The sequence below is a fragment of the Haematospirillum sp. H4485 genome, from assembly GCF_012102745.1.
Classification (GTDB): domain Bacteria; phylum Pseudomonadota; class Alphaproteobacteria; order Rhodospirillales; family Rhodospirillaceae; genus Haematospirillum.
Window position 1 is genome coordinate 1 of sequence record NZ_JAAVSY010000010.1, and the last position, 24654, is coordinate 24654.

General features: G+C 54.3%; 20 protein-coding genes, 2 tRNA genes and 1 riboswitch. Of the genes, 9 read left to right on the forward strand and 13 right to left on the reverse strand.

The window, feature by feature from the left end:
* Positions 1-155: 155 nt before the first annotated feature.
* Entirely contained in the window at positions 156-1052 is an 897-nt protein-coding gene (locus HEQ61_RS11415; RefSeq protein ID WP_168020626.1) for a calcium-binding protein, read from the reverse strand.
* A 160-nt stretch (positions 1053-1212) separates the two neighbouring features.
* Complete coding sequence (locus tag HEQ61_RS08095) at positions 1213-2073, reverse strand: hypothetical protein (RefSeq protein WP_168020627.1); 861 nt, start codon at positions 2071-2073, stop codon at positions 1213-1215.
* A gap of 163 nt (positions 2074-2236) precedes the next feature.
* On the opposite strand from HEQ61_RS08095, the gene HEQ61_RS08100 reads away from it, so the two are divergent.
* The gene (locus HEQ61_RS08100) at positions 2237-2824 is read left to right on the forward strand and encodes a YdcF family protein (protein WP_168020628.1); all 588 of its coding nucleotides are present in this window, start codon (positions 2237-2239) and stop codon (positions 2822-2824) included.
* Here the strand turns inward: HEQ61_RS08100 and glk are convergent.
* From glk to HEQ61_RS08140, 8 genes are all read right to left on the reverse strand, one after another.
* Positions 2739-3761: a glucokinase gene (gene glk, locus HEQ61_RS08105; RefSeq protein ID WP_168020629.1), complete on the reverse strand. Its 1023-nt coding sequence runs from the start codon at positions 3759-3761 to the stop codon at positions 2739-2741. The genes HEQ61_RS08100 and glk overlap by 86 nt on opposite strands.
* Positions 3762-3797: 36 nt before the next feature.
* Entirely contained in the window at positions 3798-4748 is a 951-nt protein-coding gene (locus HEQ61_RS08110) for a transglycosylase SLT domain-containing protein (protein WP_168020631.1), read from the reverse strand.
* A gap of 286 nt (positions 4749-5034) precedes the next feature.
* Entirely contained in the window at positions 5035-5811 is a 777-nt protein-coding gene (locus HEQ61_RS08115) for a substrate-binding periplasmic protein (protein WP_168020633.1), read from the reverse strand.
* Positions 5812-5931: 120 nt separating this feature from the next.
* Positions 5932-6849, reverse strand: coding sequence for an N-formylglutamate amidohydrolase (locus HEQ61_RS08120; RefSeq protein WP_168020634.1), 918 nt, complete (start codon positions 6847-6849; stop codon positions 5932-5934).
* A 95-nt stretch (positions 6850-6944) separates the two neighbouring features.
* Positions 6945-7019, reverse strand: a tRNA-Val gene (locus HEQ61_RS08125).
* A gap of 154 nt (positions 7020-7173) precedes the next feature.
* Positions 7174-7248 (reverse strand) — tRNA-Val (locus HEQ61_RS08130).
* 110 nt (positions 7249-7358) lie between these two features.
* Positions 7359-8699, reverse strand: a complete 1341-nt coding sequence (gene rimO / locus HEQ61_RS08135; protein WP_168020635.1) for a 30S ribosomal protein S12 methylthiotransferase RimO — start codon at positions 8697-8699, stop codon at positions 7359-7361.
* Between the two features lie 129 nt (positions 8700-8828).
* A complete protein-coding gene (locus tag HEQ61_RS08140) occupies positions 8829-9707 on the reverse strand; it encodes a ChbG/HpnK family deacetylase (protein WP_168020636.1) in 879 nt (292 codons plus the stop codon).
* 119 nt (positions 9708-9826) lie between these two features.
* Between HEQ61_RS08140 and HEQ61_RS08145 the strand changes: the two genes are divergently transcribed.
* Genes HEQ61_RS08145 through HEQ61_RS08155 form a run of 3 tightly spaced genes read left to right on the forward strand, consistent with a single transcriptional unit; the run spans position 9827 to position 12873 of the window.
* Positions 9827-10834, forward strand: a complete 1008-nt coding sequence (locus tag HEQ61_RS08145; protein ID WP_168020637.1) for a glycosyltransferase family 2 protein — start codon at positions 9827-9829, stop codon at positions 10832-10834.
* Complete coding sequence (locus tag HEQ61_RS08150) at positions 10834-12486, forward strand: hypothetical protein (protein ID WP_168020638.1); 1653 nt, start codon at positions 10834-10836, stop codon at positions 12484-12486. The genes HEQ61_RS08145 and HEQ61_RS08150 overlap by 1 nt, the downstream gene beginning before the upstream one ends.
* A gap of 27 nt (positions 12487-12513) precedes the next feature.
* Positions 12514-12873 (forward strand): GtrA family protein, encoded by a 360-nt coding sequence (locus HEQ61_RS08155; RefSeq protein WP_168020639.1) that lies wholly within the window; start codon positions 12514-12516, stop codon positions 12871-12873.
* Here HEQ61_RS08155 and metE read toward each other — a convergent pair.
* Positions 12834-15215, reverse strand: coding sequence for a 5-methyltetrahydropteroyltriglutamate--homocysteine S-methyltransferase (metE, locus tag HEQ61_RS08160; RefSeq protein WP_322099229.1), 2382 nt, complete (start codon positions 15213-15215; stop codon positions 12834-12836). The two genes, HEQ61_RS08155 and metE, sit on opposite strands and share 40 nt — an antisense overlap.
* 106 nt (positions 15216-15321) lie before the next feature.
* Positions 15322-15531, reverse strand: a riboswitch (cobalamin riboswitch).
* Between the two features lie 41 nt (positions 15532-15572).
* Entirely contained in the window at positions 15573-16190 is a 618-nt protein-coding gene (locus tag HEQ61_RS08165; protein WP_168020640.1) for a pseudouridine synthase, read from the reverse strand.
* 296 nt (positions 16191-16486) lie between these two features.
* On the opposite strand from HEQ61_RS08165, the gene putP reads away from it, so the two are divergent.
* The 5 genes from putP to HEQ61_RS08190 all read left to right on the forward strand — a co-directional run bounded on the left by putP (position 16487) and on the right by HEQ61_RS08190 (position 22006).
* Positions 16487-18007, forward strand: coding sequence for a sodium/proline symporter PutP (putP, locus tag HEQ61_RS08170; RefSeq protein ID WP_168020641.1), 1521 nt, complete (start codon positions 16487-16489; stop codon positions 18005-18007).
* A 142-nt stretch (positions 18008-18149) separates the two neighbouring features.
* The gene (locus HEQ61_RS08175; RefSeq protein WP_168020642.1) at positions 18150-18869 is read left to right on the forward strand and encodes a hypothetical protein; all 720 of its coding nucleotides are present in this window, start codon (positions 18150-18152) and stop codon (positions 18867-18869) included.
* Positions 18866-20173, forward strand: a complete 1308-nt coding sequence (locus tag HEQ61_RS08180) for an outer membrane beta-barrel protein (RefSeq protein ID WP_168020644.1) — start codon at positions 18866-18868, stop codon at positions 20171-20173. Before HEQ61_RS08175 ends, HEQ61_RS08180 begins: the two co-directional genes overlap by 4 nt.
* Before the next feature lie 29 nt (positions 20174-20202).
* The gene (locus HEQ61_RS08185) at positions 20203-20685 is read left to right on the forward strand and encodes a polysaccharide biosynthesis/export family protein (protein ID WP_245183205.1); all 483 of its coding nucleotides are present in this window, start codon (positions 20203-20205) and stop codon (positions 20683-20685) included.
* A complete protein-coding gene (locus HEQ61_RS08190; RefSeq protein WP_168020648.1) occupies positions 20663-22006 on the forward strand; it encodes an O-antigen ligase family protein in 1344 nt (447 codons plus the stop codon). The genes HEQ61_RS08185 and HEQ61_RS08190 overlap by 23 nt, the downstream gene beginning before the upstream one ends.
* Positions 22007-22481: 475 nt before the next feature.
* Here the strand turns inward: HEQ61_RS08190 and HEQ61_RS11520 are convergent, their stop codons facing one another.
* Entirely contained in the window at positions 22482-24650 is a 2169-nt protein-coding gene (locus tag HEQ61_RS11520; RefSeq protein ID WP_168020649.1) for a GumC family protein, read from the reverse strand.
* Positions 24651-24654: the final 4 nt, after the last annotated feature.

Consider the following 24654-nt stretch of genomic DNA (forward strand, 5'->3'; position numbering starts at 1 on the left):
AGAATGTATAAATATGCCCATCCCTTCAGCAAAAGCGATGCAGAATAAAAAGAGAGATACCGTATATAGGTGTGGCGGAATATCTGCGCAAAAACATGCCTATCAAATAGATAAATATACCCCGGAGCATAAATGCCCCGGGGATAAAAAATTGATTATAGAATGAAGTCATTATGAAGAATAAGTGGGGATTGGGAATAAGCGGTGACTGCGAAGTCTTCCGATGTATCACCATTAACATCGGCGAAAATGTTTATAACGTAATACCCACCGATCTTATTATTTGCAAAAGGAGTAAATCCTTCGCATTCGTACCATATGGAATGAGGTTGTGCTTGATTTCCGTTGAAGGTCAGCGTTTGGTGTCCTGCCTTGTTAATGTCTGCATCCACGTGAGACATCTCAAAGCGATCTCCCTCTATTCTGTTGAAATCGGCTATCCAGTCCTTTTGGTCTGGCGTTGAGTCTCGGAACGACCTGTAAACAAAGGTGTCAGCACCTGCTCCCCCTGAAAGGGCATCAACAAACCCCTTGCCTTCAAGAATGTCGTCACCATCCCCCCCAAATAGAAGGTTATAATCATCGGTTCCAACAATATAATCGTTTCCCGACCCTCCGATTATATTTTCGATATTGATCAGGGTATCCTCAGCCATTCCATTTACATAAACAATAGATGGACTATCTGATGATAGCTTAACCGCAATGGGGAGAGATCTATCCGTGTACTCTGCAAAGTCAAGCCCCTCTCCTCCATCCAAGGTGTCTTGTCCTAGTCCTCCATTAAATTTATTTGTTTGTGTGTTTCCAGTGAGATGGTCATCACCAATTCCCCCTGTAATGTCATCTACATCTATCAGTACATCACGGGGCTCTGTTCCAACATATACGATGGACGGATCTAACCCGTCATGGAGCTTGACTGTTATGGGTTCCTTGAGCGCGGAGTAGTCAACGCGATCAATCCCACCATTGCCGTTGATAAAGTTTGCGCCATATTCTGGCGAGAAGACTTCGTCTTTGGCTGTGCCTGTTGTGAAAATAGCCTGCACAGATTTCCCTCCTGATCCAGTGTGGCTTTCGAGGCCGCTAACTGGTTTATCATTCCGGATGGACTGCAATGCTTACAAGTAAAAGTTGTTGTTCCTAGGGATACATTTTCTAATATGTATGCACCGAAAAAGGTTTTGGATAGGTTTTCCTGGTTCTTGTCTAGACGAATTCGGGCCTATCCGGTCTATAGACCACTTTATTAGCTCGTTCGTATGACTGGATAAATTGCATCAGATCACGCTTTCTGGCCATAGCCGCTGCAACCTGAACGGCTGTGATGGCGCCGCCGTATGATTTGTTTTCCTCAACCATTTGCTTGACGCGTTCCAGAAACACCTTCAAGTTCAGAGCCTCGATTGCATCCGCGCAAAAGTTGATAAATCCGGAATAACGAACGGGTCTGCCGGGTTTGGGTGGATGGTAAGCTGATGTTGCAAACGACCCTGTGCGTCCGCCTCTCCGTTCTAGAATAGCAGCGCGATGGTATTCCTTGAATGGGGTGAAGACGACAGCTGTTTGGCTGTCGTGTTGGGTGACAACATCTTCGATAGCCCCGACGATGGACTGGGAAACCTTCTTGATGTGGCTGTCATTAATGTCCCCACCCAAGGCGATGCGCTCTATTTCATCAATATGTGCCGACGAGTTGGTACTGAACAGTGTGCCGCCTTCATGGTAAATGGATATCCATGATTCTTCCATAAACTGGCGCTCGTAGCTTGAAACACGGCTTTTCCAGTGTTCAGCCCAGTCAAAGCTGGTTGTATGATCTTCTGTGAACAGGGCTGGGTTACGGTTGAACTGCTCAATAACAAGTGCCGTCATTCGTAGCGTTGTTGGTATATTCTGGCCACGTATAATCACATGTTCTGTGACAGGACCAGACTTCAGAATCACCGATACTCGGTTGGAGCGGACTTGGAATATGGCATCCTCATCTCTGTGTTCACCAGAGAAGTCAAACCGGTGAACCGTGCTCTTTTCGCGGTAGAGCGTTATGCCGGAAATAACAGCAGCCATTGCTTCCTGTGTCTCTTTATGTTGCGGTGCTTTGCGGCAGGACTGTAGATACTTCTCTATACTTCAATGATCTTGGAAGGAAATTGGTAACTTGTCCATGCCCCACATTCATCGCGGGAGAAAGGCTTCATTGACGTCAGGTCAACCATCTTCTGGTGTGCATATGAAATCAGGAGGTGCGGTTGCCTTGGTTGCTGGGGCACGGGTTTATCCCGACGGGACACCGTCCTTGGCATTGTATCGAAGAGTGGAGGCGGTTTACGATTTGTGGAGAGAAGGAAAGGTCTCTACGATGATCCTGTCTGGCGGTGCTGTGGGGAGCTCTGTGCCGGAATCCACTATCATGTCTTCCCTTTTAATTGAAAAAGGTTTGCCGGTGCACCGGATTGTACAAGAAGACAAATCCAGAAACAGCCGTGAGAACATCCAGTTCAGCCTGCCTCTTTTGGCTGGCATGATGCCCCCCAAGGTTATTCTGGTAAGCGATGTCTGGCATATTCCCCGCTTATGGATGTTATTGCGTCTTCTGGGATATAGGCATAGGTGGAGAATTGGTTTCAAGCCATCAAAAAGCGACGCCACCAGACTGAGCTGGTGGCGTTCTGCTGTACGGGAACTTCCTGCGTTCTTTGCAGATTATTTATATGCGCTAAGGATTGGCCCTGTTACACGGAGCCAATTGCCTCAGGTTGGACCTTCTGCTCTGGAAGAAGACCGATCAAACCGGGAAACGCGGGAAACGGATGGGTAACCAGCCAAGTCGGGATGTCCCGGACCCAGGACGATAGTCGTCCTTTGTTTTCAAAACGATTCCGGAACTGAGATTCCTGAAGGAAATCGACCATCCGGGGGAGTATGCCGCCAAGAACATAAACCCCCCCCAAGGCTCCTGTTGTAAGCGCCAAGTTCCCGGCAAGGGTGCCCAGCATAGCGCACATAATTTCCAGGGCTTCACGGCAACATGGGTCTCTTTCTCCCAAGGCTCTGGCCGCAATCTCGGATGCAGACAGGTTCAAGGGCTCCAGACCATCCAGATCGCGTATTGCACGGAATAAGGATTCCAGGCCACTGCCGCACACTGTACTTTCACCTGACACATGAGAGCTGCGTTGGCGAAGATGGCAGATAATATCCCATTCCCTTTGGTTCGAGGCTGCCAATGTGACATGCCCCCCTTCTGAAGCAACGGGAATCCAGCCCCCCTTGTTGTCCGGCACCAGCGTAGCCGTGCCAAGGCCCGTGCCAGGCCCGATTGCAGCGATGGGATAACCAGTCCGGGCTGTTGCACCCTGACCTATCTGCACCAGGGAACTGGAGGGAAGTCGTGGGCAGGCCAATGCGTTTGCAACGAAATCATTGACGACATTGAGGGTTTTAACACCCAGGTCACGTCGCATGGCTTCGATAGAGAAATGCCATCCTAAATTGGTAAAGGCGGCATCATCACCCGTAATCGGACCTGCAACGCACAGCGCAACATGGGGGGGCAAGGGTACGCCTGTATCTCTCTGGAAGGTACGGACAATTTCGGTTGGGTTGGAGTATCCCTCGCACCGGTAGACCCGCTCTTCGGACCAGCTGTTGTCAGCGTGGGCAAAGGCAAGACGTACGTTTGTTCCACCAACATCGGCAATCAGGCCAACAATGGGTGCATCTGTGGTGCAAGCAGGATGTGAAGAGTTTTTCATGAGAATGAAGACCGGGCTACGGTTGAACCTATTGTCTCAACGCTCCGCGATCTCAATCCTTCCGAAAGCCACGGGGGCCGAAATGGATGTGTCCGGCGGAGCGGTTTCGCGCTTTTCATCGACGTCCGGCGCAGGGGGTGCACCTGCATTTGATCCGGGTGTAGTCGATGCGCGGCGACTGCCAAGGTATTCTGTCAGTCTATGACTCCGCCAGTTTTCTGCAAAGTCATTTGCATTCCTGCGACTATATCTCTCCCTGGCATGGATACTCTCCGTTTTTGTATTTCTCAGGCCAATGGCCTTCATCTGTGGGTAGGGGTATATCATACGTTTCACAGGAGATGGAAGCGCCAGGTGGCGTCTTGTCTCTTTATGCCATTGCCTTGTATTTGCACGTGACTGATTGTTCAGTTTGGACCATGCCCGGGTCAGAAGTCCGCCATAGCGTGTTGCGCGGACGGGGGTGGCTGAGTGATAACGTGTTGCTGCCTTGGCCCATGATCCGGTTTCGGTGTACAGGCGGGTCAGGAAATCAGCGGCATAGGCCACGTTTCGTGCGGGATCAAAGGCATCTTCAAGGGTTCTGAACGCGTCGGGATGATGCTTGAGGTTAATTTGCATGCACCCGACATCAATATTGCGCACGCCCCTTGATTGCAGGGTACGCACTTCTCGTATGGCTTCGGCCTTTGTCCTGAAATATCTGCCGTTTCCCTCGGCCATAACGGTCCAGGGCCAGGCAATTTTTTCCTGCTTGGCTGTATCCCAGCGTCCGGATTCTACATGAGACAGGGCTGTCAGCATGTTCTGGGGTAAGCGCAGGCGTGTTTCATGGTATTCCGTATGAAGACGACACACATCAGAAGAGTTTTGTGCATAGTACCCACGTGATATAGCCCCTGCCGGAGAGGGGGAAGACGCCGAGGCTGCTCTGTCTGCTCCCGGCAGCAAGGTTATGAGAAGAACTGATAAACATAGGGTGCGCATGCTATATCTCTAGTTTGTGGGGATCAGATACCAGAGTCAACAGCAAGGTTCGTGCCACAGTTGGAGGGGGTGTGTCTAACGAAGTATAGTGTTGGGGACTTCTCAATTTTGGATACGCGTTATGTGTGATCTCTTTCTTTCTTGCCATCTTTGGTGATGCATGATGTCATTGTGCGTCGCAGCAACCCGTCTGTGGTGTAAAGCGGGGTGCTGCTGTAGTGGATGTTTTCTCCCTGAACTCAGGCCGCGATCTCATGTGTCGCGGCCTTTTTTTGTGTGGGAGAGCTTATGGCATGGTCGCAAGTGGCCAATCCTTTATCAGGGACTTGGTGCCTGTTTCATCTAGGATGTGGATCCATTCCGGTGATTGCTTCAGATCTGTTATGGCTTGATTGAATCGGTCTACGTCTTCCGTGCTGAAGAACGTTTTGGACAGGGCAAAGCCCAAGTCTACCCGCCCTATAGACAGAGGCAGTAGCTCAACCTCGTTGGCCAGCCCACTTTGTTCCAAGGTGTGAAGTCCCCGTATTGATGACAAAATTGCGCCATCAAGACGTTTGGCTGCGACCTTGCGTATGTTGTCTTCTTCGTTGTGGACCCGTTCCAGGATAAGATCTGTGACGGAGTGGAGAGTCGGGAATTCAAAGCCAGCAATAGCACCCAGCCGTTTTCCAGAGAGCTGGCTCAGATTCTCGAAGGGGAAGGCATCACCCTTATGAACGATGATGACATTGTATTCGGTCAGCAAAGGAATGGTGTAGTGGGCGAGCAGGCTGCGCTCAGGTGTCTTCATCGTGCTGCCGGCAATTTCTATGGCCCCCCTGTGTATGCTTTCATAAAGGCGGGAGAACGGAAGTTGCAAGGCTGTGGGATTATAACCCATTGTTTTCAGGATATGTGTCCCGGTAATGCCAAATACTCCGTCGGCTTGTCCGTTATGGACGCCACCAAGCGGAGCGTTGTCAGCCAGCCCAAACTGGACATCCCTGTTTTGTGCGTGAGCGGTAAAAGAAAGAAGTGCTATCCAAAGCCATGCGAAGACGGCTGTAGCGCGCGGCAACATGGCTGTCTCCATCGTGTTGGTTCCGGAGCCGTATTCTAGCTGATGTTGTGTGTACCCGCTACGCCGGGACGGCGCATGGCGGCGATCTTGTCTCTACTGGCACCTGTGCAGCAGATGTTCTTAGCAAGATCCAATCTTTTGCGCCGGTGCATTGTGGCCCAAGGCAAGGATCAGATCTTCCATGTGTCCGGCTATCGTGTGGAACGCTGGAATCTTTGCGTACGTATCTTCCTGCATATAGAGCGCTCTGTTGATCTCTATTTGTAAGGTATGAATGCCCTGTTTAGTCTGACTGTAGTGCCGGGTTGTATAGCCCCCGGCATAAGGTGCGTTACGGGCTGTATTCCATCCGGTTCCTGCCAGTGTACGGTGGGCTGTATCCGTGAACGTGCGATCGCATGTCTTGCCATGCCCATCCCCCAGGACAAACCCGACTTTTCTGTTTGGCCCGGACACAGCAATAGAGGGCATGGAATGGCAGTCCAGGAGCAGGCAGTGACCAAAAAGGGCGACCGTATCAGCGATCAGCTTCCGCAGCGCAGCATGGTATGGGCGATAGAAAAGCTGGATACGTTGTTCTGCTTCTTCAATTGGTAGTCTTGTCTTGTAGATGAGAGCCTTGTTGGCAACTATTCGTGCAATGGTTCCCAAGCCGGCGGCAACGCGAACAGATGTTGTGTTGATATGAGCGGGCAGGGGACCATCAAACATGTCGGGGTCCAGTTCATATGGCTCACGGTTGACGTCAATGTATGCACGCGGAAATGTGGCCCGGATCATCGGAGCTCCCAGCCGTGGTGCCGCTGCAAAGAGCTCGTGAACATAGAAATCCTCTGATTGGCGGATTTCGTGGGGATTCAGCTGTGATGTTGCGAGAAATGCGGGAGGGTAATAGTTTCCCGAGTGGGGAGATGCCAGAACGAGAGGCAGTGTTTGCACGTCAGGTTTAATGATTGCAAAGGGAGACGACGGGGGAGGCTGCCTGTCAGTCTCCAGGTTGGGGGTGCCTGTTGTGTGATCGCCCTGTTTTGCTTTCATAAGAGGAGGTTACACCAACAGGTCTTCCCTCGCCAAGATACCTGTTAAAGGGCTTTTGCAAGAGCAAAGCCCCGACATCTCAGTCGGGGTTTTGATGGTGGGCGCGGCAAGGATTGAACTTGCGACCCCTGCGATGTCAACACAGTGCTCTCCCACTGAGCTACGCGCCCTGCTCTGGGTATGTTGCGGTGCAACTTCTGTCACCAAAAGCGAGGAACGCGCTTATAAAGCCCCTTTTATCATCTGGCAAGGCATTTATCTGTCAAATGTTGCAAAGGGTTCCGGGAAAAAGACAAAGCCCCGACATTTCAGTCGAGGCCTTGATGGTGGGCGCGGCAAGGATTGAACTTGCGACCCCTGCGATGTCAACACAGTGCTCTCCCACTGAGCTACGCGCCCTTTATCTGCCCAGTTTCGGATCCTGTCAGGAAACCCTCAGGAGCAGAGGAGGACCTTATAGAAGGCCTTTTGCCGTCTTGCAAGTCCTTTATCTCTCAATTGCGTTCCTTTCAGCTGGAGACAAGTTCACCCCACAGGTCGTAGTCATCAGCGTGCTCAATCCGTGCCGTGACAATATCGCCGGCCTTCAGGTTTACTTCGCCGTTAAGAAAAACATTGCCGTCAATATCCGGTGCATCACCGGTGGATCGTCCAATGGCGCCATCTTCATCCACTTCATCGATGATAACCTGTTGCAGGCTTCCGATCTTGCGGGCCATGCGCTGTTCGGAAATCTGACGCTGGTGCTCCATAAACCGGGCCCAGCGCTCATCCTTGGTCTCTTCGTCCACAGGGTCGGGCAGGGCGTTGGCTACAGCGCCTTCGACAGGCTCGTACTTGAAGCAGCCAACCCGGTCAAGCTGGGCCTGTTCCAGCCATTCCAGCATATCCTCGAAGTCTTCTTCCGTTTCACCGGGAAAGCCGACAATGAACGTCGAGCGAATGGTCAGCTCGGGACAGATGTCGCGCCATGCCTTGATCCGGTCCAGAACCTTCCCGTTGTTGGCCGGACGCTTCATGGCCTTGAGGATTCCCGGGGAGGCATGCTGGAAGGGAATGTCCAGGTAGGGTAGTATTTTGCCTTGTGCCATCAGTGGGATGACATGATCAACCGATGGATAGGGGTAAACATAGTGCAGGCGCACCCATACCCCCATGTCTCCCAGCGCACTGGTCAGTTCCAGCAGGTTGCTTTTGCGGGTCTGCCCTTTCCAGTCAACGTCGGCATAGCGGGTGTCAACGCCATAAGCGCTGGTATCCTGTGAAATAACCATCAATTCCCGTACGCCCGCCTTGACCAGTTTTTCTGCTTCAGCCAGAACCCGGTTCATCGGTCGACTGACCAGGTCCCCGCGGATAGAGGGGATAATGCAGAAGGTACAGCGATTATTGCAGCCCTCCGAGATTTTCAGATAGGCATAGTGGCGGGGTGTCAGTCGGATACCCTCTGGTGGAACCAAGTCGACAAAAGGCTCATGCTGCGGGGGCACCGCGTCATGAACGGCGTTGATGACCGCTTCATACTGGTGGGGACCCGTAACAGACAGAACCCTTGGGTGAATAGTGCGGATGCCATTTTCGTCCTTTCCCATGCAGCCGGTGACAATAACCTTGCCATTCTCGGCCAGCGCATCGCCAATAGCCTCCAGGCTTTCGGCCTTTGCCGAATCCAGGAACCCACAGGTGTTGACAATGACCGCATCCGCTCCCTCGCTGGTTGGTGCCAGTTCGTAGCCTTCCGCACGCAGGCGTGTCATGATTCGTTCTGAATCAACCAATGCCTTCGGGCAGCCGAGGCTGACCAGTCCGATCCGTGGGGCAGGCTTGAGGATTTTGGCTGTGCCGGTCATACAGGTGTTCCATAAACAAGACCGGCTCGTATCATGCATCCTCCCGGTATGTCGGGAGAGGGCACGTATCCGGTCGGGACGGTATCAGGTGATGCCGTGAGGTACAGGGTTGTGCCCGGAATTTCAAGATCAGAACGTGTCTGTAGCAAAGGCTCCCGGGAAGCAGGATGGCTTTATGCCGGTCTGTTCCAGTAGTTCCTGGCAGGCTGTGGAGGCAAGCCAGGCGAATTCCCTCTCCCGTGGCCAGGTCAGGGCATCCCGTTCACAGAGCGATGAATCCACCCAGCCGGGGTGACAGTGCAAAAGGGCCGTTGCCGCTGGTTTCGCAAGAAATTTGTGAAAAAGGCTTTCGTAGCTTCGGCGTGTTGTAAACGGATACAGACCGCGAAAACTGTCATTCATGCGAAATCCCAGTGCTCTGGCCTTGGCTGCCATGCGGCGGCCAATAACGGACAGGTAGGCTTCTTTTGCCGGTGAACTGTTGTAGCGGTTCCATTCATGCAGCGGTGCCGCGCAGTTCCGGATCCACGGTCGTGTTCCGTAACGGCTTTTGACCTCACGCAGGAGCTCGTCGCAGATAACCGGCAGGCAGTGGATGTGCTGATGGCCGTCTATATAGTCAGGGCCTTGGCCCCAGGCATCTTCAAAGGCATCAAGCTGGGCCCGTATTTCAACGCGAATCGGCCCAGATTCCAGACGTCGGGTCAGGGCACGATGGGAGAGGGCATGCAGGGATTCCGGCACGGTTCCACAGAACGCTGTCAGACGCCACGGGCCGGTCAGGGTCAGGTGGAGGCCAACCTCGACGGGATAGCCTTTTGTCAATGCCTTCAGTGTTCGTGCCCGCTTGGGCCATTCAGGCATAACTGCCATGGCACTTGTCGCGGATACTCTGCCCCGTTCTATCAAGTTTTCTATGGCGTCACAGACACCGGGAGAGAGACCGTAGTCGTCCGCACAAATAATGATGGAGTGTTCTTCTTGCGCTTTGTGTCCTGTCTCGCTCATGATCATTCTCCGTCACCGCTCAGACATGATGAAGCGGAGACCTTGGTGCTTCTCGTTGTTCCGGGCACAATCAAGCCCGTATCCGCCGCGTTCTTTGATCCAAGATCCAAGGTGATGCCGTGCCTGATGTCCAGAGTGGTCCTGAAGAACAAACAGCATATCTCCTTTCCATTGTCATCCCTGTCTATAATGAATCAGAATCCCTGATCTCCCTGTCTCGTCGTCTGGCAGAGGTTCTGGAGCGTGCCGGATTGCTACGATATGAGATCATTATGGTGGATGATGGCAGTCGCGACAGCAGTTATGCCACGATCCGGGAGTTGGCACGTGCAGACAGCCGGGTGCGTGGTATTCGTCTGGCGCGTAATTTTGGCAAGGAAGCCGCCGTAGCAGCTGGCCTGCAGGCTGCGTGCGGTGACGCTGTTGTGCTGATGGACGCCGATCTGCAACATCCCCCCGAGTTGATACCGGAATTGCTTGTTTGCTGGAAAGCTGGTGCCCGTATGGTTACGGCGGTGCGGCGTTCCCGCGACACAGATCCGGCTTTGCGCCGCTTGGTATCCCGTCTTTTTTATCAGGTGTTCCGCTGTATTGCGAATGTTGAGATTCCCGAAGGAGCCGGCGATTTTCGACTGTTCGACCGGCGTGTTGTACAGGCCGTCAACAGTTTGCCCGAGCGCAACCGCTTTCTGAAGGGTATTACAGGGTGGGTTGGCTTTACGCAGGGTTTTATCCCTTTTGATCCAGAACCAAGGGCAGGTGGGTGCTCTACATTTTCTTTCTTCCGTCTTTTGCGCTACGCGGTTGATGGGTTGACGGCGTTCTCGGTTGTGCCATTGCGTGTCTGGTCCCTTCTGGGATTGGTACTGGCTGCCGGATCCATGCTCTACGGAAGCTGGCTCATTGTCCGTACGCTTGTTCAGGGGGTTGATGTGCCGGGATATACATCGTTGATGGTATCAATCCTGTTCCTGTCCGGAGTGCAGCTGACAGGTCTTGGGGTATTGGGGGAGTATATCGGGCGGATTTTCCGTGAAGTGAAGGGGCGCCCCCTGTTTCTGGTAGCCGAACAGACGGAAGCTGAACAAGAAGACGAGATTCCTGCAGGCAGAGGTGTAGCCCGGTGATGATGGATGGCGGATGCAATGTTGACACCCGTTGTGTTGCAACTGGTGTTCCGACCAAAAAGCAGGGGACGTGGGAGTACCGTCTCTCCATTCTTTTTTATTGGAGCATGGTTGCCTTTGTTGTCCTGACATTCCGGCGTCATGGAATCAGCAATGACGAGCTGGTGCAGCATACGTACGGCGATATGCTGTGGCGTTATTATGCGTCCGGCCTGACAGATACTTCCCTATTTTCCTATCGTAACCTGTATCTTTATGGGGGAGCGTTTGATCTTCCCGTGGTGGCTCTGCTGAAGCTGGTACCATCTGCCTCTATCTGGGACCTGCGTCACCTGCTGTCGGGGCTGGTTGGTGTGGTTGGCCTGGTTGGTACAGGCCGTCTGGCAACGTATCTATACGGACCACGTATGGGTTTGCTGGCAATCGTTCTTCTGGCCTTGTGCGGGATATGGTCGGGGGCCATGTTTACCCACACCAAGGATATTCCCTTTGCAACGGCAATGATTTGGGGCGTTTATACTCTGACGCGGATTGTATCCTGCTTGCCTCGGGTTCCCTTGTCGCTGGGTCTTGGTTTCGGTCTGTCTACAGGTTTGGCCTTGGGCTTGCGGGTTGGGGGGGGGCTGTTGGTCTGCTATGCAGCGTTGGTTATCCTTGTCTGCGGCGTTTCATATTCTGGTTTATGGAAGGGCAGGGCTCTGTTCTGGTTCCGGTCTGCTTGTTCCCTTTTTCCCGGAATGTGTCTTGCGTTTGTACTGATGGCTTTCTTCTGGCCGTGGTCAGTGCAGCAGTTCGATCATATTCCGCTTGCCATAAAAGCGTTTTCCAATTTTTCTTTCGAGATCGATACGATTCTATCCGGGATAGTCTATCAGGTCGATGATGTTCCACGCACCTACCTGCCGATTTACCTTCTGGTCAAGATGTCCGAGCCTGTTTTGCTCGGCCTTTTTTGCGGCATTCTGGTGCTTGCTGTCCGTCGGCGTGCCCTGATACGGGCGCGGCAATCCATTCTGTGGGTTCCTGTTGTGGCGGCTGCGGTGTGTCCCGTTCTTCTTGCCTTGATAACAAACCCGCCGCTGTATAACGGTGTTCGTCACTTTCTGTTTGTGGTTCCTCCCCTTGTCATTCTCTCTGCGGCTGGTTTGTATACTGTCTGTATCCGTGTTGCGGCTGTTTCGTCTGTTGCTGCAAGAAGGTTCTTTTTTGCTGTTTTCGGTGCTGTTTGTCTGCTGTCAGCGGTTCCGTTGGTCCTGATCCATCCCTACGGATATGTGGGTTACAACATTCTTGCCGGTGGGCTTTCCGGTGCTGTTGGGCGGTGGGAGATGGACTATTGGTCAAGCAGTGTGAAGGATGCTCTTGTCGGGCTGCAACAGTATGCTCTACCTCGTGATACAGGTGGAGAATACCGGGTTGCTGTTTGTGCTGAACTCGTGCAGGCCGATGCTGTTCTTGGGCCGGGATTTCGCGTTGTTGCCGATTGGCTGCAGGCTGATTTTTTTGTCTCGGCGACCCAGATGGGGTGTGATGCGGCCATGGACGGGGATGTTGTTGTTGAGGTGCGCCGTCTCGGGGTTCCTTTGGCTGTGGTCAAGGATCTGAGGCCTGTGCAGGATCGCCCGGCCGGGTATCCTGTGATTGTTCGGTGATCTGTGGTGTTGTCCTGGCGCCAGTTCATGCTGTTTGCTGTTGCTGGCGGCTTTGGTACTGTCGTGCACTATTGTGTTCTGGTCGGTTTGGTCGAACTCCTGTCTTTTGATCCTGTTTCTGGATCTGTTGCCGGTTTTCTGTGCGGTGCCCTGACGAATTATGGAGCCGGACGTGTCATTGTGTTCCGCAGTACCCGGCCCCATGTCGAGACATTGCCACGTTTTTTCATGGTAGCCGGGACCGGGTTTTTGTGGAACGGAGTGCTGATGACCGCTCTGTCAGGCTTCTTGCTCTGGCCCTATCTGGTTGCCCAGGTTGCGGTCACCGGCTTCCTCCTTGTATGGCACTATGTGCTTAACGCGCTTTGGACATTTCGCTGTTCCTGATTCTGGCTGATGCGTAGTTTACGCGCGGCTGCAACCATATTGAGCAGGGCAGGCTGTATGTCATCCCATGCTCTTGTTTTCAGGCCGCAGTCCGGATTGACCCACAGCTGTCGATCGTGCAGATACTGTCGTGCCATGGCAAGGCGTGCGACAATTTCATCGGTTCCCGGAATGCGTGGAGAGTGAATATCGTACACGCCCGGGCCAATGCTGTTTGGGTAGCGGTACGTCCTGAAAGTCTCAAGAAGGTCCATGCCCGATCGGGAGGCTTCTATTGATACAACATCGGCATCCATGGCCGCGATCGCTTCCATGATGTCGTTAAATTCTGAATAGCACATATGGGTATGTATTTGCGTATGGTCTGAAACGCCTGATGAGGTCAGGCGAAAGCACGCAACGGCCCATTCCAGATAGGCATTCCATTCTGTTTGTCGCAGTGGCAACCCTTCGCGCAGGGCAGCCTCATCGATCTGGATGATGCGGGCACCGGCCTTTTCCAGGTCAAGCACCTCGTCCCGCAGAGCCAGTGCCAACTGGCGGCAAGCCGTACTGCGGGGAATATCGTCCCGCACAAAGGACCAGTTCAGGATAGTGACCGGCCCTGTCAACATGCCCTTGACCGGGCGTGCTGTGACAGCCTGTGCGCACGACCACCATTTGACGGTCATGGATTCGGGGCGGGATATATCGCCATAAAGGATGGGAGGACGGACGCAACGCGAGCCATAAGACTGCACCCATCCGTGCCGCGTGAAGGCAAATCCTGACAGTTTCTCCCCGAAATATTGGACCATGTCATTGCGTTCAAACTCGCCGTGAACCAGAACATCCAGTCCCGTTTGTTCCTGCCAACGAACAACCCGCTCTGTTTCCTTCCTCAGGAAGATCTCGTAGTCTTCGGTCGTCAGTATTCCTTTGCTATGGGCTGACCGTGCCTGCCTGACCTTCCCGGTTTGAGGAAACGAGCCGATCGTCGTGGTTGGAAAGAGAGGGAGGGCAAGGTCTTTCTGTTGCTGTGATGCCCGCACAGCGTACGGACTTTTGCGTTTGGTCATGTGTGGCTTTATGCCGTTGACCCTGTCCTGGACGGTCTTGCAATGTATCTTGTCTGAAGTCTTGCGGGCACGGGTAGCCAGTGATGCAGCCTCCAGCTGACCACGTACGGATTCCCTGCCGCGGGCAAGGGCCGTTGCCAGAACCGCCAGTTCGTGGATCTTCTGGTCCGCAAAGGACAGCCAGCTTTTGATATCGCTGTCCAGATCAGTCTCCACGCTGATATCCAGTGGCACGTGGAGCAATGAGCAGGAAGGGGCGAGTTGAATGTGCTCTGCGCCTTTTTGTTTTACCACGGGCTCCAGCTGATCCAGTATGGCCTCCAGATCAGCGCGCCATACGTTGCGTCCGTCTATGACCCCCAAGGACAGGATCTGCTCACGCCTTGACCTGCGTATGACTTCAGGCAGCTGTTCCGGGGCGCGCACAAGATCCAGGTGCAGCCCAGCTACGGGGAGCTGTGTTGCCAGATCAAGATTATCCCCCAGTCCGCCAAACCATGTAGTTAACATGATGTTCAGATTGGGGAGTGCGCGTGCAAAGGCCTGATATGTTGTTTGCAATGCGGTTCGGGCTTCATTATCCAGATCGGTAACCAGGCAGGGTTCGTCGATCTGGATCCAGTCTGCTCCTTCAAGTGACAAGCGTGTCAGGAGGTCGATGTACACCAGCAGTAACGAATCAAGATTCCGAAGAGGGGAGACAATGGGGTCGGTGCTCTTTCCCAGTTTCAGGAACGTAACAGGCCCGAGAAGAACTGGCCGTGTTCTGTACCCCAGCAGGCGTGCTTCCCGATACTCGTTGACAGCCTTCAGGCATGAAAGACGGAAGGGTTGTCCGGGTGTGAATTCCGGAACCATGTAATGGTAGTTGGTATCAAACCACTTTGTCATATCCTGGGCTGGTATGCCGGCCCCTGTATAGGCCGGGTTGCAGGCATTGTGGCATTCCTTTCCTGCGGTGCCCCGTGTTCCGCGGGCCATGGCAAAGTATGTTGTCAGTCCCGGCGGGCCGCCTTGCCAGTCATATCGCTCCGGTATGGCACCAACCATGGCGCTGGTATCAAGGACATGGTCATACAGGGAAAAATCATTTGATGGCAGAATGGTCGCACCTTGTTCAACCTGTCGCGCCCAGTTTCTGGCCTTGAGCTTGGTTGCGGTGTGTACAAGTGCACTTTCCGCTATATTACCTTTCCAGAAGTCTTCCAGGGCAAACTTCAATTCCCTGTGCCGACCGATACGCGGCATGCCAAGGGTTGCTACAGAAAGAGAAGAAACAGTCACGGCTTGACCCCCATGGTGTTGGGGCAAGGTAAAGCGGACACGCAGAAAGGCGACTGGTACAGAGCGACCCGCACACCCTCAGGCGTACCACCGGGACACCCCGCCCGAGGACGTTATAAGTCGGGGCAGGTCTCCTGGCTTGCGAGTCCTCGTGGTCGTCTGGCCTTCCCGGAACGTGATAGTCCCAGTGACACGTAGCGACGGCCTACTCTTCGCCTACAGTTGCGGGGGCAGCTCCGGATTAGTTTGGAGAACGCACCGGATTCCCTCTTAGCTTCGGGCGTTGTCCCGAAGAACCTCGACCATGAGACGATAGGTGGGAGGTGATACAACTGTCAATAAGACATAAAGATATGTTTATGCTTTCTGGTTCGGAAGGAGGGGTGTTGTGCCGAGAACATCCTGTGCCTGGACTGTGCGCCATTGTCCGGGTTCAAGATCACCGAGTGCAAGATGGCCGATCTGCACGCGTATCAAGCGCAGGGTCGGAAATCCCGTTGCGGCGGTCATTCGGCGGACCTGTCGGTTCTTTCCTTCGGTCAACGTCAGGCGTAGCCAGGCGGTGGGAACTGATTTGCGGTAACGTACCGGCGGGTTTCTTGGCGGCAGGTCAAAATCTTCGGGCATCAATTCAACGGTGGCCGGTCGTGTTCGGTATATCCGGCTCCCCACCCTTATATCTGTTCCGGTGCGGAGCATGGTGAGAGCCTCTTCGTCCGGAATGCGCTCCACCTGTACCAAATAGATACGAGGGTGTGCATGGCTGGGTTCCAGCAACTGATGCACAAGCCGACGATCCGAGGATAGAATCAGCAAGCCTTCACTGTCCTGGTCCAACCGACCCGCTGCATATACCCCGGGGGGAAGGCCGAAATCAGCTAGTGTCCTTTGCCCTGATGCCTCGGGTGTAAACTGACTCAACACGCCATAGGGTTTATGAAAAGCAATTGTTTTTGAACGAGCGGGACGTGTCATGATGCGTCTTCAGAGGCAGGAATGCAGCGTGGGGAAAAAGACATATAACAGCATACACATGGCATGGATATGCCTTCGGACGTCTTGGCTCCATAAAGATCAGAACCCTTGATTGCGTAATTGTATGACCTGGGCTAGATTTCAGAGAATGAAAGAAATGTGTACATTGTTCTCTTGCCTGGTGTGTCTCTGCCGGTGCCTTGGCTTTTATGTCCCGGCCCTTGTCGTTCCGGTGTGTTGCTTGGTGGGTTTGGGAATGTATGTGCCGGGGGCTTTATAACAGAGCAGGGTGCACTATGGGTTTCGGAAATCCGACAACAGTGACTTTTGTCGCTTATCTCCTTCTAACGGTTGGCATCGGCTTTTTTGCATGGCGCTATACACGTAATCTCTCCGATTATATTCTTGGTGGGCGCAGTCTTGGGTCGTTTGTTACGGCCCTGTCGGCAGGCGCATCGGATATGAGCGGATGGCTTCTGATGGGCTTGCCGGGTGCTGTTTTTGCCTTTGGACTTTCAGAAAGCTGGATTGTTGTTGGGCTGGTGCTGGGGGCTTGGCTGAACTGGGGCGTTGTTGCCGGGCGGTTGCGTGTTTACACAGAGCTGACAGACAATGCCCTGACGTTGCCGGATTATTTCACAGCCCGCTTCGAGGATGACAGTCGTGTCCTGCGGGTAATTTCATCTGTACTTATCCTGTTATTTTTCACGATGTACTGTGCATCAGGCATGGTCGCCAGTGCCCGTTTGTTTGAAGGAACATTTGGGCTGTCGTACGAGGTGGCGCTCTGGGCCGGTGCTGTAGCAACCATCGTCTATGTGCTGGTTGGCGGTTTTCTGGCTGTCAGCTGGACGGATACCATTCAGGCATCCTTGATGATCATGGCGCTGCTGCTGGTTCCATTTGTTGTGGTCGGAGAGCTGGGTGGGTTGGAGAGTGCTGTTGACAAGGTTCTACAGGTCAATGCGCAAGCTACCGATATGTTTGGTAATATGACCGTCGTTGGCATTGCATCCCTGCTGGGCTGGGGATTGGGTTACATGGGGCAGCCCCACATTCTCGCCCGTTTTATGGCCGTTGACTCGGTTCGCTCCATTCCCAGGGCCCGGCTTATTGGTATGACCTGGATGATCCTGTGTCTGGTGGGTGCGGTACTGGTTGGCTTCTTCGGGTCGGCCTATTTTGCTGAACATACAGGCATTTCCGGCCCTGTTACTGAGAACAGGGAGCGCGTTTTCATCCAGCTGTCACAGGTACTGTTCAATCCTTGGATAGCAGGTGTTTTGTTGTCTGCTATTCTGTCTGCCGTCATGAGCACCTTGTCCTGTCAGCTTCTGGTTTGTTCATCTGCCCTTACAGAGGATTTGTACAAGCCATTCGTGCGTAAAAACGCCAGCCAGGCAGAGCTGGTCTGGGTTGGGCGTGCCATGATCTTGGTTGTCGCCGTTGTGGCAATCTTGATTGCCCGTGATCCGCAAAGCCGTGTTCTGGGGCTGGTTGGTTATGCCTGGGCTGGTTTTGGTGCGGCTTTTGGTCCTGTTGTCCTCTTGTCCCTGTTGTGGCCCTCCATGACACGCTATGGCGCTCTGGCCGGGATGGTGACAGGGGCTGCGACCGTGATTGTGTGGAGCCATGGCGAATGGTTTGGTGCTGCTCCGGGTCCGTTGTTTGGCCTTTATGAACTGGTGCCCGGTTTTGCATTTTCTGCAGTGGCAGTTGTTGTCGGTACATACCTGTCTCCGGTTCCATCATTGGGCATGATTGGTGCTTTTGGATCCATGCGTGAGCAGGTTATGGCAGGGCAGGAGGCGCGTTAGCCTCTGGCCTTACTGTTTTATGATGCAGGTCATTTCTTTTGATTGAATATTATGCGGAGTATTTTGTACAAATAGGTTTTCGCGACGTATCCGGGGCAAGTGTGCTGTGTCTTGTTACAGGGGATTCTGGAAGGCTGTTTGTTTGGTCTTCTTTCTGTTCGTGCCTGTACAATCGGTTCGCTCTGCCCCTTTGCAGGGGTATACGAGGGTTCTGAATGCTGTTGAGGCTGGGGATGATACGGCTGTTCTGGACTCTGTCCTGACATTATCGGAGCAGGCCCCTGAATTGGGGCCGGACTTGGTTGCCTTGGTTGTACGTCTGGCACCATGGCTGGCAGCCCCGGTTGCCAGTGTTGCTGTTATGCGTGCCTTACCCGAACAGCAGACCCGCTTGGCTGCAGCCGTTCTGGCTGCTGCTCTTGCTGCCTCAGAAGGACGTCATGCTGCTGATATTCTGGCCGCAGTTCGTACAGCAGCTCCGCATGCGGATGTTCGTGTCCTCCAACGCATTGTTGCCCGTTTGGGGAAGATGGAGGCTGGTTCATGGGGCACGGTCTATGCCCTGCGTGATGTTCCGGTGGACCAGCCAGATGATTACAAAGCCATGAAACATGGGATGGCAGCATTGCGCCGTGTCATGCTTGTCATAAGGCAGGCAACGCTGGATCCCTTACCAGACAGCATACAGAACATTCCGGATCCAAGCCGGATCATGGTGCGTGATCATGACCTTCGTCTGGGCGGTCTTATGGATGGTGACTCATCTCCATCACGTTCGTACGAGGGGTTTGAGCTTCTGTACAGGCTGTTTCTGTTTCCGCCGCCACATGTTCCTTCCCTCCTTTTGCCAAGCCCGTCATGAACCGCCTGTTGTTATCGGCTTTTTTTCTTTTTGTCATGCCGCTGCTGGTGCTGGTACCGGCATATGCTGGCATTGGTGACCTTGCGACCCATTCAGGGCTTCCCGCCATAACAACAGCCGCGAAAGAGGCAGATGAACGCCGGCGCCTTTACCAGCCTCCGGGGTGGGAGGGGCATGGTATGCACCTGGACCTTGGTATGCATGAGGCTGTTTTGTGGGATAGCAACCCGCATTCCCGCTCATCTTCACAGGCTGACGGTATTAGCAGTCTTGTGACGTCGGTTGATGCCAGGGTCAGGGCAAAACCCGATGTATGGCAGCTGACAACAGGCGGCGAACTGGAGTATGTGCAGCCTGTGTCTGGTTCTTTCGGTGCGTGGTATAATGCGGGTGCCTATACATTCCTGACCGGACGGGCATGGGATCGTTCCTGGATGACTGGGGAACTGTCTGCCCGCCGCCGTCATGAGATGCCGGGGGATTCCTCCCGGTCACGTGTTGCGGCTGAGCCCATTGCCGTTGACATATACAAGGCGGAAGCGCGCGCTCTTATCCGCCACGTCCGTGCCTTCAGCATGGTGGGGGGTAGTGTGCAACGTGATGACTATCATGATGGCACCATGTTCGATGGCCGCTTGCTTGAACAGGATGACCGGGACCGGCATGACATTCGTACCTCTTATCGTGCCGGGTTTTCTCCGATTGACCAACTGGACCTTTTTGTCGGTGAGGACCGCCACTATTCAATTAATGACATGCGTCAGCCTTATGGCATGGAGTTTGGCTTTGGTGAAGCGCGGCGCTTCATTGGTATCGGGATGGATATCAACGAGCGCCTGATTGCTGAAATAACCACGGGGCGTGCCTCGGTTCACTGGTTGTCCCCCATTTTTCCGTCGGTAAACCGTTCTGTTCGGTCGGCATCTTTTGCCTTTGCGCCAACACCTCTGACAACCCTGTCCGGTTTGTATGAGCACAGGGTCCGTGAAGGTGCTGTTTATGGATGGGCCGGTGCCCTGTCCAAGGAGGCAAGGCTTGGGATCAGCCATGAGGTACTGCGCAATCTGGAGATTGGTCTGCGTGTATTCCGCCAGACGTCGGACTGGCAGGCTGCCCCGTGGCTGTCCTGGTTTGGCCGCGAAAGGCGCGATGTTCTGCAAAGTATTGAGGCCGAGGCGCGCTTTGCTTTTGGGCCACACTGGTATCTCAGCCTTCATGTCAGGGATGACGACCAGGCGTCATCCCTGCCGGAGTACAGCTATCAACGGCTCCGGTTGTCCACACGTCTGGGAGTACGTTTATAATGCGATGCTTTGTCGTGTTGTTTGCGCTGATGTTTCTCATTCCTGTTCATGTCACGGCAACCGACATGTTCCGCTTGGGGCCGGGCGATGTGGTGCGCGTAACGGTTTTTGGTGAAGAGAATCTTTCCGGGACATTCTCGCTGGATAGCGACGGGCGCCTGGCGATGCCTCTGCTCGGGCCTGTTATGCTGGGCGGGCTGAGCCTCAAGGAAGCGGAGGAAACGCTGGTCAGTTGCTTGGCAGATGGGTGGTTGCGTCAACCCAATGTGGCGCTTGAGGTCACAACCCATCGTCCATTCTACATTCTGGGAGAAGTACAAAAGCCGGGTGCCTATCCATGGGCCAGCGGGCTGTCTGTTATGGGAGCGGTTGCCTTGGGCGGTGGCTTTACCTACCGCGCGGACGAGGATGATATCAGCATTCGCCGTGATGATGCCAAAATCCGGCGAGTTTCCTTGACGGTGCCGGTTCAGCCCGGAGACATCATTCATGTTCACCAGAGATTTTTCTGATCATCCCCCGGGGTGGCATGTGTGGCTGCCATGCGTTCTGGTGGGTCTTGCCCTGTGGGTACCGCTTCCTTTTGGCAGCAATCGTCCCTGGGTTTGGCACTTGCCAGGAATCATCGCCGGTGCCTGCATGATGGCAGTTCTGGCACGCTGTGATGTTCCGGTGCGTTTGCAGCGTTCCTTATTTCTTTTTTCGGGCGTTCTGGTGTGGATGCTGCTGCAGGCCTTGCCGATCTGGCCTGGTGCTGTTGTGAGCTATCCTGTGACGGGTTCTCTGGTGCCGTTGGCCGTGCAGCCTGTGACGGCAGTTGAGCATGCACTGCGTCTGGCTTCCCTTGGTGGCGTTTTCTTTCTCGGGTTTGTCTTGGCCCGTGATACAGCTTATGGTGCCGTGTGGGTTCTGCGTGGTATGGCTGTAGGTGGTCTGATCTGGGCTCTTGTCTCCATTCTTCTTGAAATGCTGTCGCCGGGGCGGTTGTTGGTCCTGTGGGAGAAGGAAGCTTATATCGGGGTGCTGACGGGTCCGTTTATAAACCGTAATGCAGCGGCTTGTTTCTTTGGCTTGGTTTGTCTGGTGGTTTTAGGATCTGCTGATCGTATGTCGGGCCTGTACAGGTCTGTCATGGTTTCCATTCCCTTTGTTGCTGTGTTGATGGCAGGGAGCCGTGGCGGGTTTGCAGCCTTGGTTGTTGCCTTGGTGGTACTGGTCTGGTTGCGCCGACCACAGCATAAAGACAGCGCAAAAACCCTTTTCCTTTTCTTGATTCTGATCTTGGTGTCCGGGCGTGTTGTTACGGACCGCTGGCTTGCAACAGATCCCGATCACATTGACCGTTTCTATGTGTGGCATTGTCTTGTGCGCGGAATAGCGGATCAGTGGTGGTCTGGTGTCGGTGGGGGTGGGTTTGACCATGCCTTCACGGGCTGGCGCGATGTTGTAACGGTCCAGCATTGGGATCGGGCTCACAACATGTATCTGGAACTGGCAGTCGAGATCGGGATACCCGCTTTCCTGGTTCTGGCTTTTGTGGTTCTTGGCCAAGTGCGCATCTGTTGGCGTCAGGCCCGGGCTGTACGCACTGACCTGGCTCCGGCTGTTGGGATTTCGGCTCTTGCTCTGGCTGCTGTTCAGGGGCTGATTGATTTTGCACCCCAGATTCCAGCCAACAGTCTATGGGTTGCCCTGTTACTTGGTTTAGGGTGTGGAACGCAGGGTCATCGCTTCCGTAAAAGCCGCAGTGCCCGACAAGGCGCGACTGTACAGGGGCCAAGCTTTGCTCACGGGCAGGGATTGGGTCAATCCAGTGCGATCCCACCGCCATAGCATGGCAAGGTCGTTCAGTGCCATGTCCCGTACAGGATGTTCTTGCCTGTTCCACTGTGTTACGGTTTCTAACAGCCTTGGCAGCATAAGCTCACGTTCGTGGCGTCCGGTTCTGAACGCCATCGCCAAGGCATAGGTTGATGTGTCTGTATCCTTTGCCATGCTGGCGATGATGCTCAGGCGCAGGTATCCATAAGCATCGGCGGGCGAAAGGGCAAGCCACTGTTCCTGCTGTTGTTGTGCTTGATCCCACTGTCCAAGCAGGGTAAGGCCGGCCGCGCGCTGTCTCGCTGCCTCGGGGATATGGCCGGGCATAGTGGCCAGAAGGTGTGCCTGTGATTTTGATACAGGATGATTGCGGGACAGGTCCTCCATTAAGCTATATCCGGGCAGGACCAGGATCCACTCCACCATCATGACCGTTGACCCCAGCAGCAGTATCAGTCCATAGGCCATGGCAGGAAGGCAGTTCTTCCTAGTATGCATAGTATTCCTGATAGGCAGAATAATGCTGACAGTACCCGCCATAGCCATACGTTGCCTGTTTACGTAGGTCGATCATGGTCATAACAGCCATCAGGGGGACACCGGCACCGGAGGCATCGAGCAATTCCAGGGCTTGCTGGATTGCGTCGCTGGGTGTGCTTTCCCAGCGCACGGCAAACAGCATGGTTTGGCAGAAGCGCGCCATAACCCGTGCATCTGCAACCGGCATAACGGGGGGCGCATCAAGAAGTACGATGTCAAAGTTATCCTGCATATAGCGGAGCAGGGTCATAAAGCCCGGCCCCTCGAGCAGATCAGGTGCTACGGCCCCGGCAATGGCACCGGGTAAAAGGAACAGGCTGGTCTGTTGCAAGCGGATAATGCTGCTTTCCGGAGTCTGTGTGCCTGCCAGCACAGACATCAGATTTGGTGTTGAAGAATTATCCGGATCCACGGGGTTTCCCGTTGCCAGCGGCGTTAGTGCCGGGCGGCGCAGGTCGGCGTCAACAAGCAGAACTTTGCGCCCGCTGCGCGCAAGGACCTGACCAAGACGGTACACCAGCGTTGTTTTGCCCTCGCCGGGCAGGGTCGATGTTACCCCCAGTATTGATGGTCCGGGGGTATCACCGGCTGGCCATATCCGGGCGATCAGGGCTCGTAATTCCTCGGCTGTGTTGCCCGGTGGCATGGTATTGCGTGGTGCTGCGGTTTCGCGGGGCATCAGTCCGGCCAGGTGAAGGCCAAGCTTCTGTGGGATATCACGTGGGTGACGCAGCCTGCGATCAAGGCGTTCGACCAAAATGGCCAGGACGAGGCCGGGGAGGAGACCGACAAAGAAGGACGCAACAACCAGCGCACCGCGTGGTGTGCCGCCGGGTCGATCAGGAACCGGAGCGCTGGAGACAACCCGTGTATCCGGTATGTCGAGCCCAGCCTGGCTGCCGGTTTCCTTCATGCGCGTCAGAAACGTTTGGTACAGGGCACGACTGGTTTCGGCTTCCCGTTCCAGTTCCCTGAGCCGGATCATGGCTTCGCCTTCTGTCTGCCGCTGGTTTTCCAGGTCCCGAAGCTCTGCTGTCAGGCTGTGTTCGCGGATGCGGGCAATGGATGCTTCGTTTTCCATGCTGCGTAGAATGGTAATAGCCTCGCCGGTTATGCGTCGGCGCAGATCTTCTATTTGCGCCTTGGTATCGCGGATATAGGGGTGTTTCTCTCCATAGCGTGCATTGAGATCGGCCAGTGTGCGGCTGAGTTCTGCCTCTCGCGCTTTCAGATTCTGTACTGTGGGAGACAGCAGGACATCAGGCATGTTTTCCAGATCATCATGGTGTGCAGCCAGGCGCAGGCGTTCCAGGCGCGCTTCCGTACTGACCCGGGCTGTACGCGCCTGTACCAGTTGGTTGTTGAGATCTGTGCGCTGCTGTGCGGCCAATGAAATCTCCCCGTTCTGGCCAAGGCCATGTGTACTCCGGAATGCGGTGACTTTGGCGTCGGCGTCGTTGACAGCCTGACGCAGGGTTTCCAGACGATCATTGAGAAAGCCGGATACCGACATAACGGCTTCTGTCCTGGCTTGGCGTTGATGTTCCAGGTACAGCTCGACCAAGCGATTGGACAGCCGTGCTGATTTGCTTGGCTCTCGGGTGCTGACAGAAATGCCGATAACCAGGGCACGGTTCATCTGGTTGACAGATATTGCCTTGCGCACGGCATGCAGTGCTGGGGATGCACCTGCCGGTATGGGATCGGGTTCTGGTTTCAGCGCGGCCAATAATCCATTCAGCCATGCTGTTGATTCTGATGATGCGAGGGCTGGAACAAACTCTGGGTCATTTTCCAGATCTTCAGCCTTTATCAGGGCAGAGATAAGGGCCGGAGAACGCAGAACCTCGATTTCCCCAAGTATGGAGACAGGCTCGCGCGGCAAAGCAGGATTTACACCCGCAACACCTGTTACGTTTTCTGGCTGTCCCCGGTCCAGCATGATGACAGATGTTGCGGTGTAATGCCGTGGCATGACTGTGCTCGCTATCAGGGTGACCGTCATCAGACCAAATGCGGGCGACATGACAGTGCGCCACCGCCGCCACAGTAGCCTCAGGATGGTGTCGAATGCACCATCATCCCTGTGTTGTCCTGTCGCCTGAATACCGCGCACGCGT

Excerpts from the sequence above, each read along its gene's own strand:
- HEQ61_RS08165 (WP_168020640.1), bottom strand. The coding sequence starts at position 16,190 with ATGACACGTCCCGCTCGTTCAAAAACAATTGCTTTTCATAAACCCTAT.
- HEQ61_RS08120 (WP_168020634.1), bottom strand. The coding sequence starts at position 6,849 with ATGAAAGCAAAACAGGGCGATCACACAACAGGCACCCCCAACCTGGAG.
- HEQ61_RS08180 (WP_168020644.1), top strand. The coding sequence starts at position 18,866 with ATGAACCGCCTGTTGTTATCGGCTTTTTTTCTTTTTGTCATGCCGCTG.
- HEQ61_RS08155 (WP_168020639.1), top strand. The coding sequence starts at position 12,514 with ATGCTGTTTGCTGTTGCTGGCGGCTTTGGTACTGTCGTGCACTATTGT.
- HEQ61_RS08095 (WP_168020627.1), bottom strand. The coding sequence starts at position 2,073 with ATGGCTGCTGTTATTTCCGGCATAACGCTCTACCGCGAAAAGAGCACG.
- HEQ61_RS08140 (WP_168020636.1), bottom strand. The coding sequence starts at position 9,707 with ATGAGCGAGACAGGACACAAAGCGCAAGAAGAACACTCCATCATTATT.
- HEQ61_RS08110 (WP_168020631.1), bottom strand. The coding sequence starts at position 4,748 with ATGCGCACCCTATGTTTATCAGTTCTTCTCATAACCTTGCTGCCGGGA.
- HEQ61_RS08190 (WP_168020648.1), top strand. The coding sequence starts at position 20,663 with ATGTTCACCAGAGATTTTTCTGATCATCCCCCGGGGTGGCATGTGTGG.
- rimO (WP_168020635.1), bottom strand. The coding sequence starts at position 8,699 with ATGACCGGCACAGCCAAAATCCTCAAGCCTGCCCCACGGATCGGACTG.
- HEQ61_RS08100 (WP_168020628.1), top strand. The coding sequence starts at position 2,237 with ATGAAATCAGGAGGTGCGGTTGCCTTGGTTGCTGGGGCACGGGTTTAT.
- HEQ61_RS08150 (WP_168020638.1), top strand. The coding sequence starts at position 10,834 with ATGATGGATGGCGGATGCAATGTTGACACCCGTTGTGTTGCAACTGGT.
- HEQ61_RS08185 (WP_245183205.1), top strand. The coding sequence starts at position 20,203 with ATGTTTCTCATTCCTGTTCATGTCACGGCAACCGACATGTTCCGCTTG.
- HEQ61_RS08115 (WP_168020633.1), bottom strand. The coding sequence starts at position 5,811 with ATGTTGCCGCGCGCTACAGCCGTCTTCGCATGGCTTTGGATAGCACTT.
- glk (WP_168020629.1), bottom strand. The coding sequence starts at position 3,761 with ATGAAAAACTCTTCACATCCTGCTTGCACCACAGATGCACCCATTGTT.
- putP (WP_168020641.1), top strand. The coding sequence starts at position 16,487 with ATGGGTTTCGGAAATCCGACAACAGTGACTTTTGTCGCTTATCTCCTT.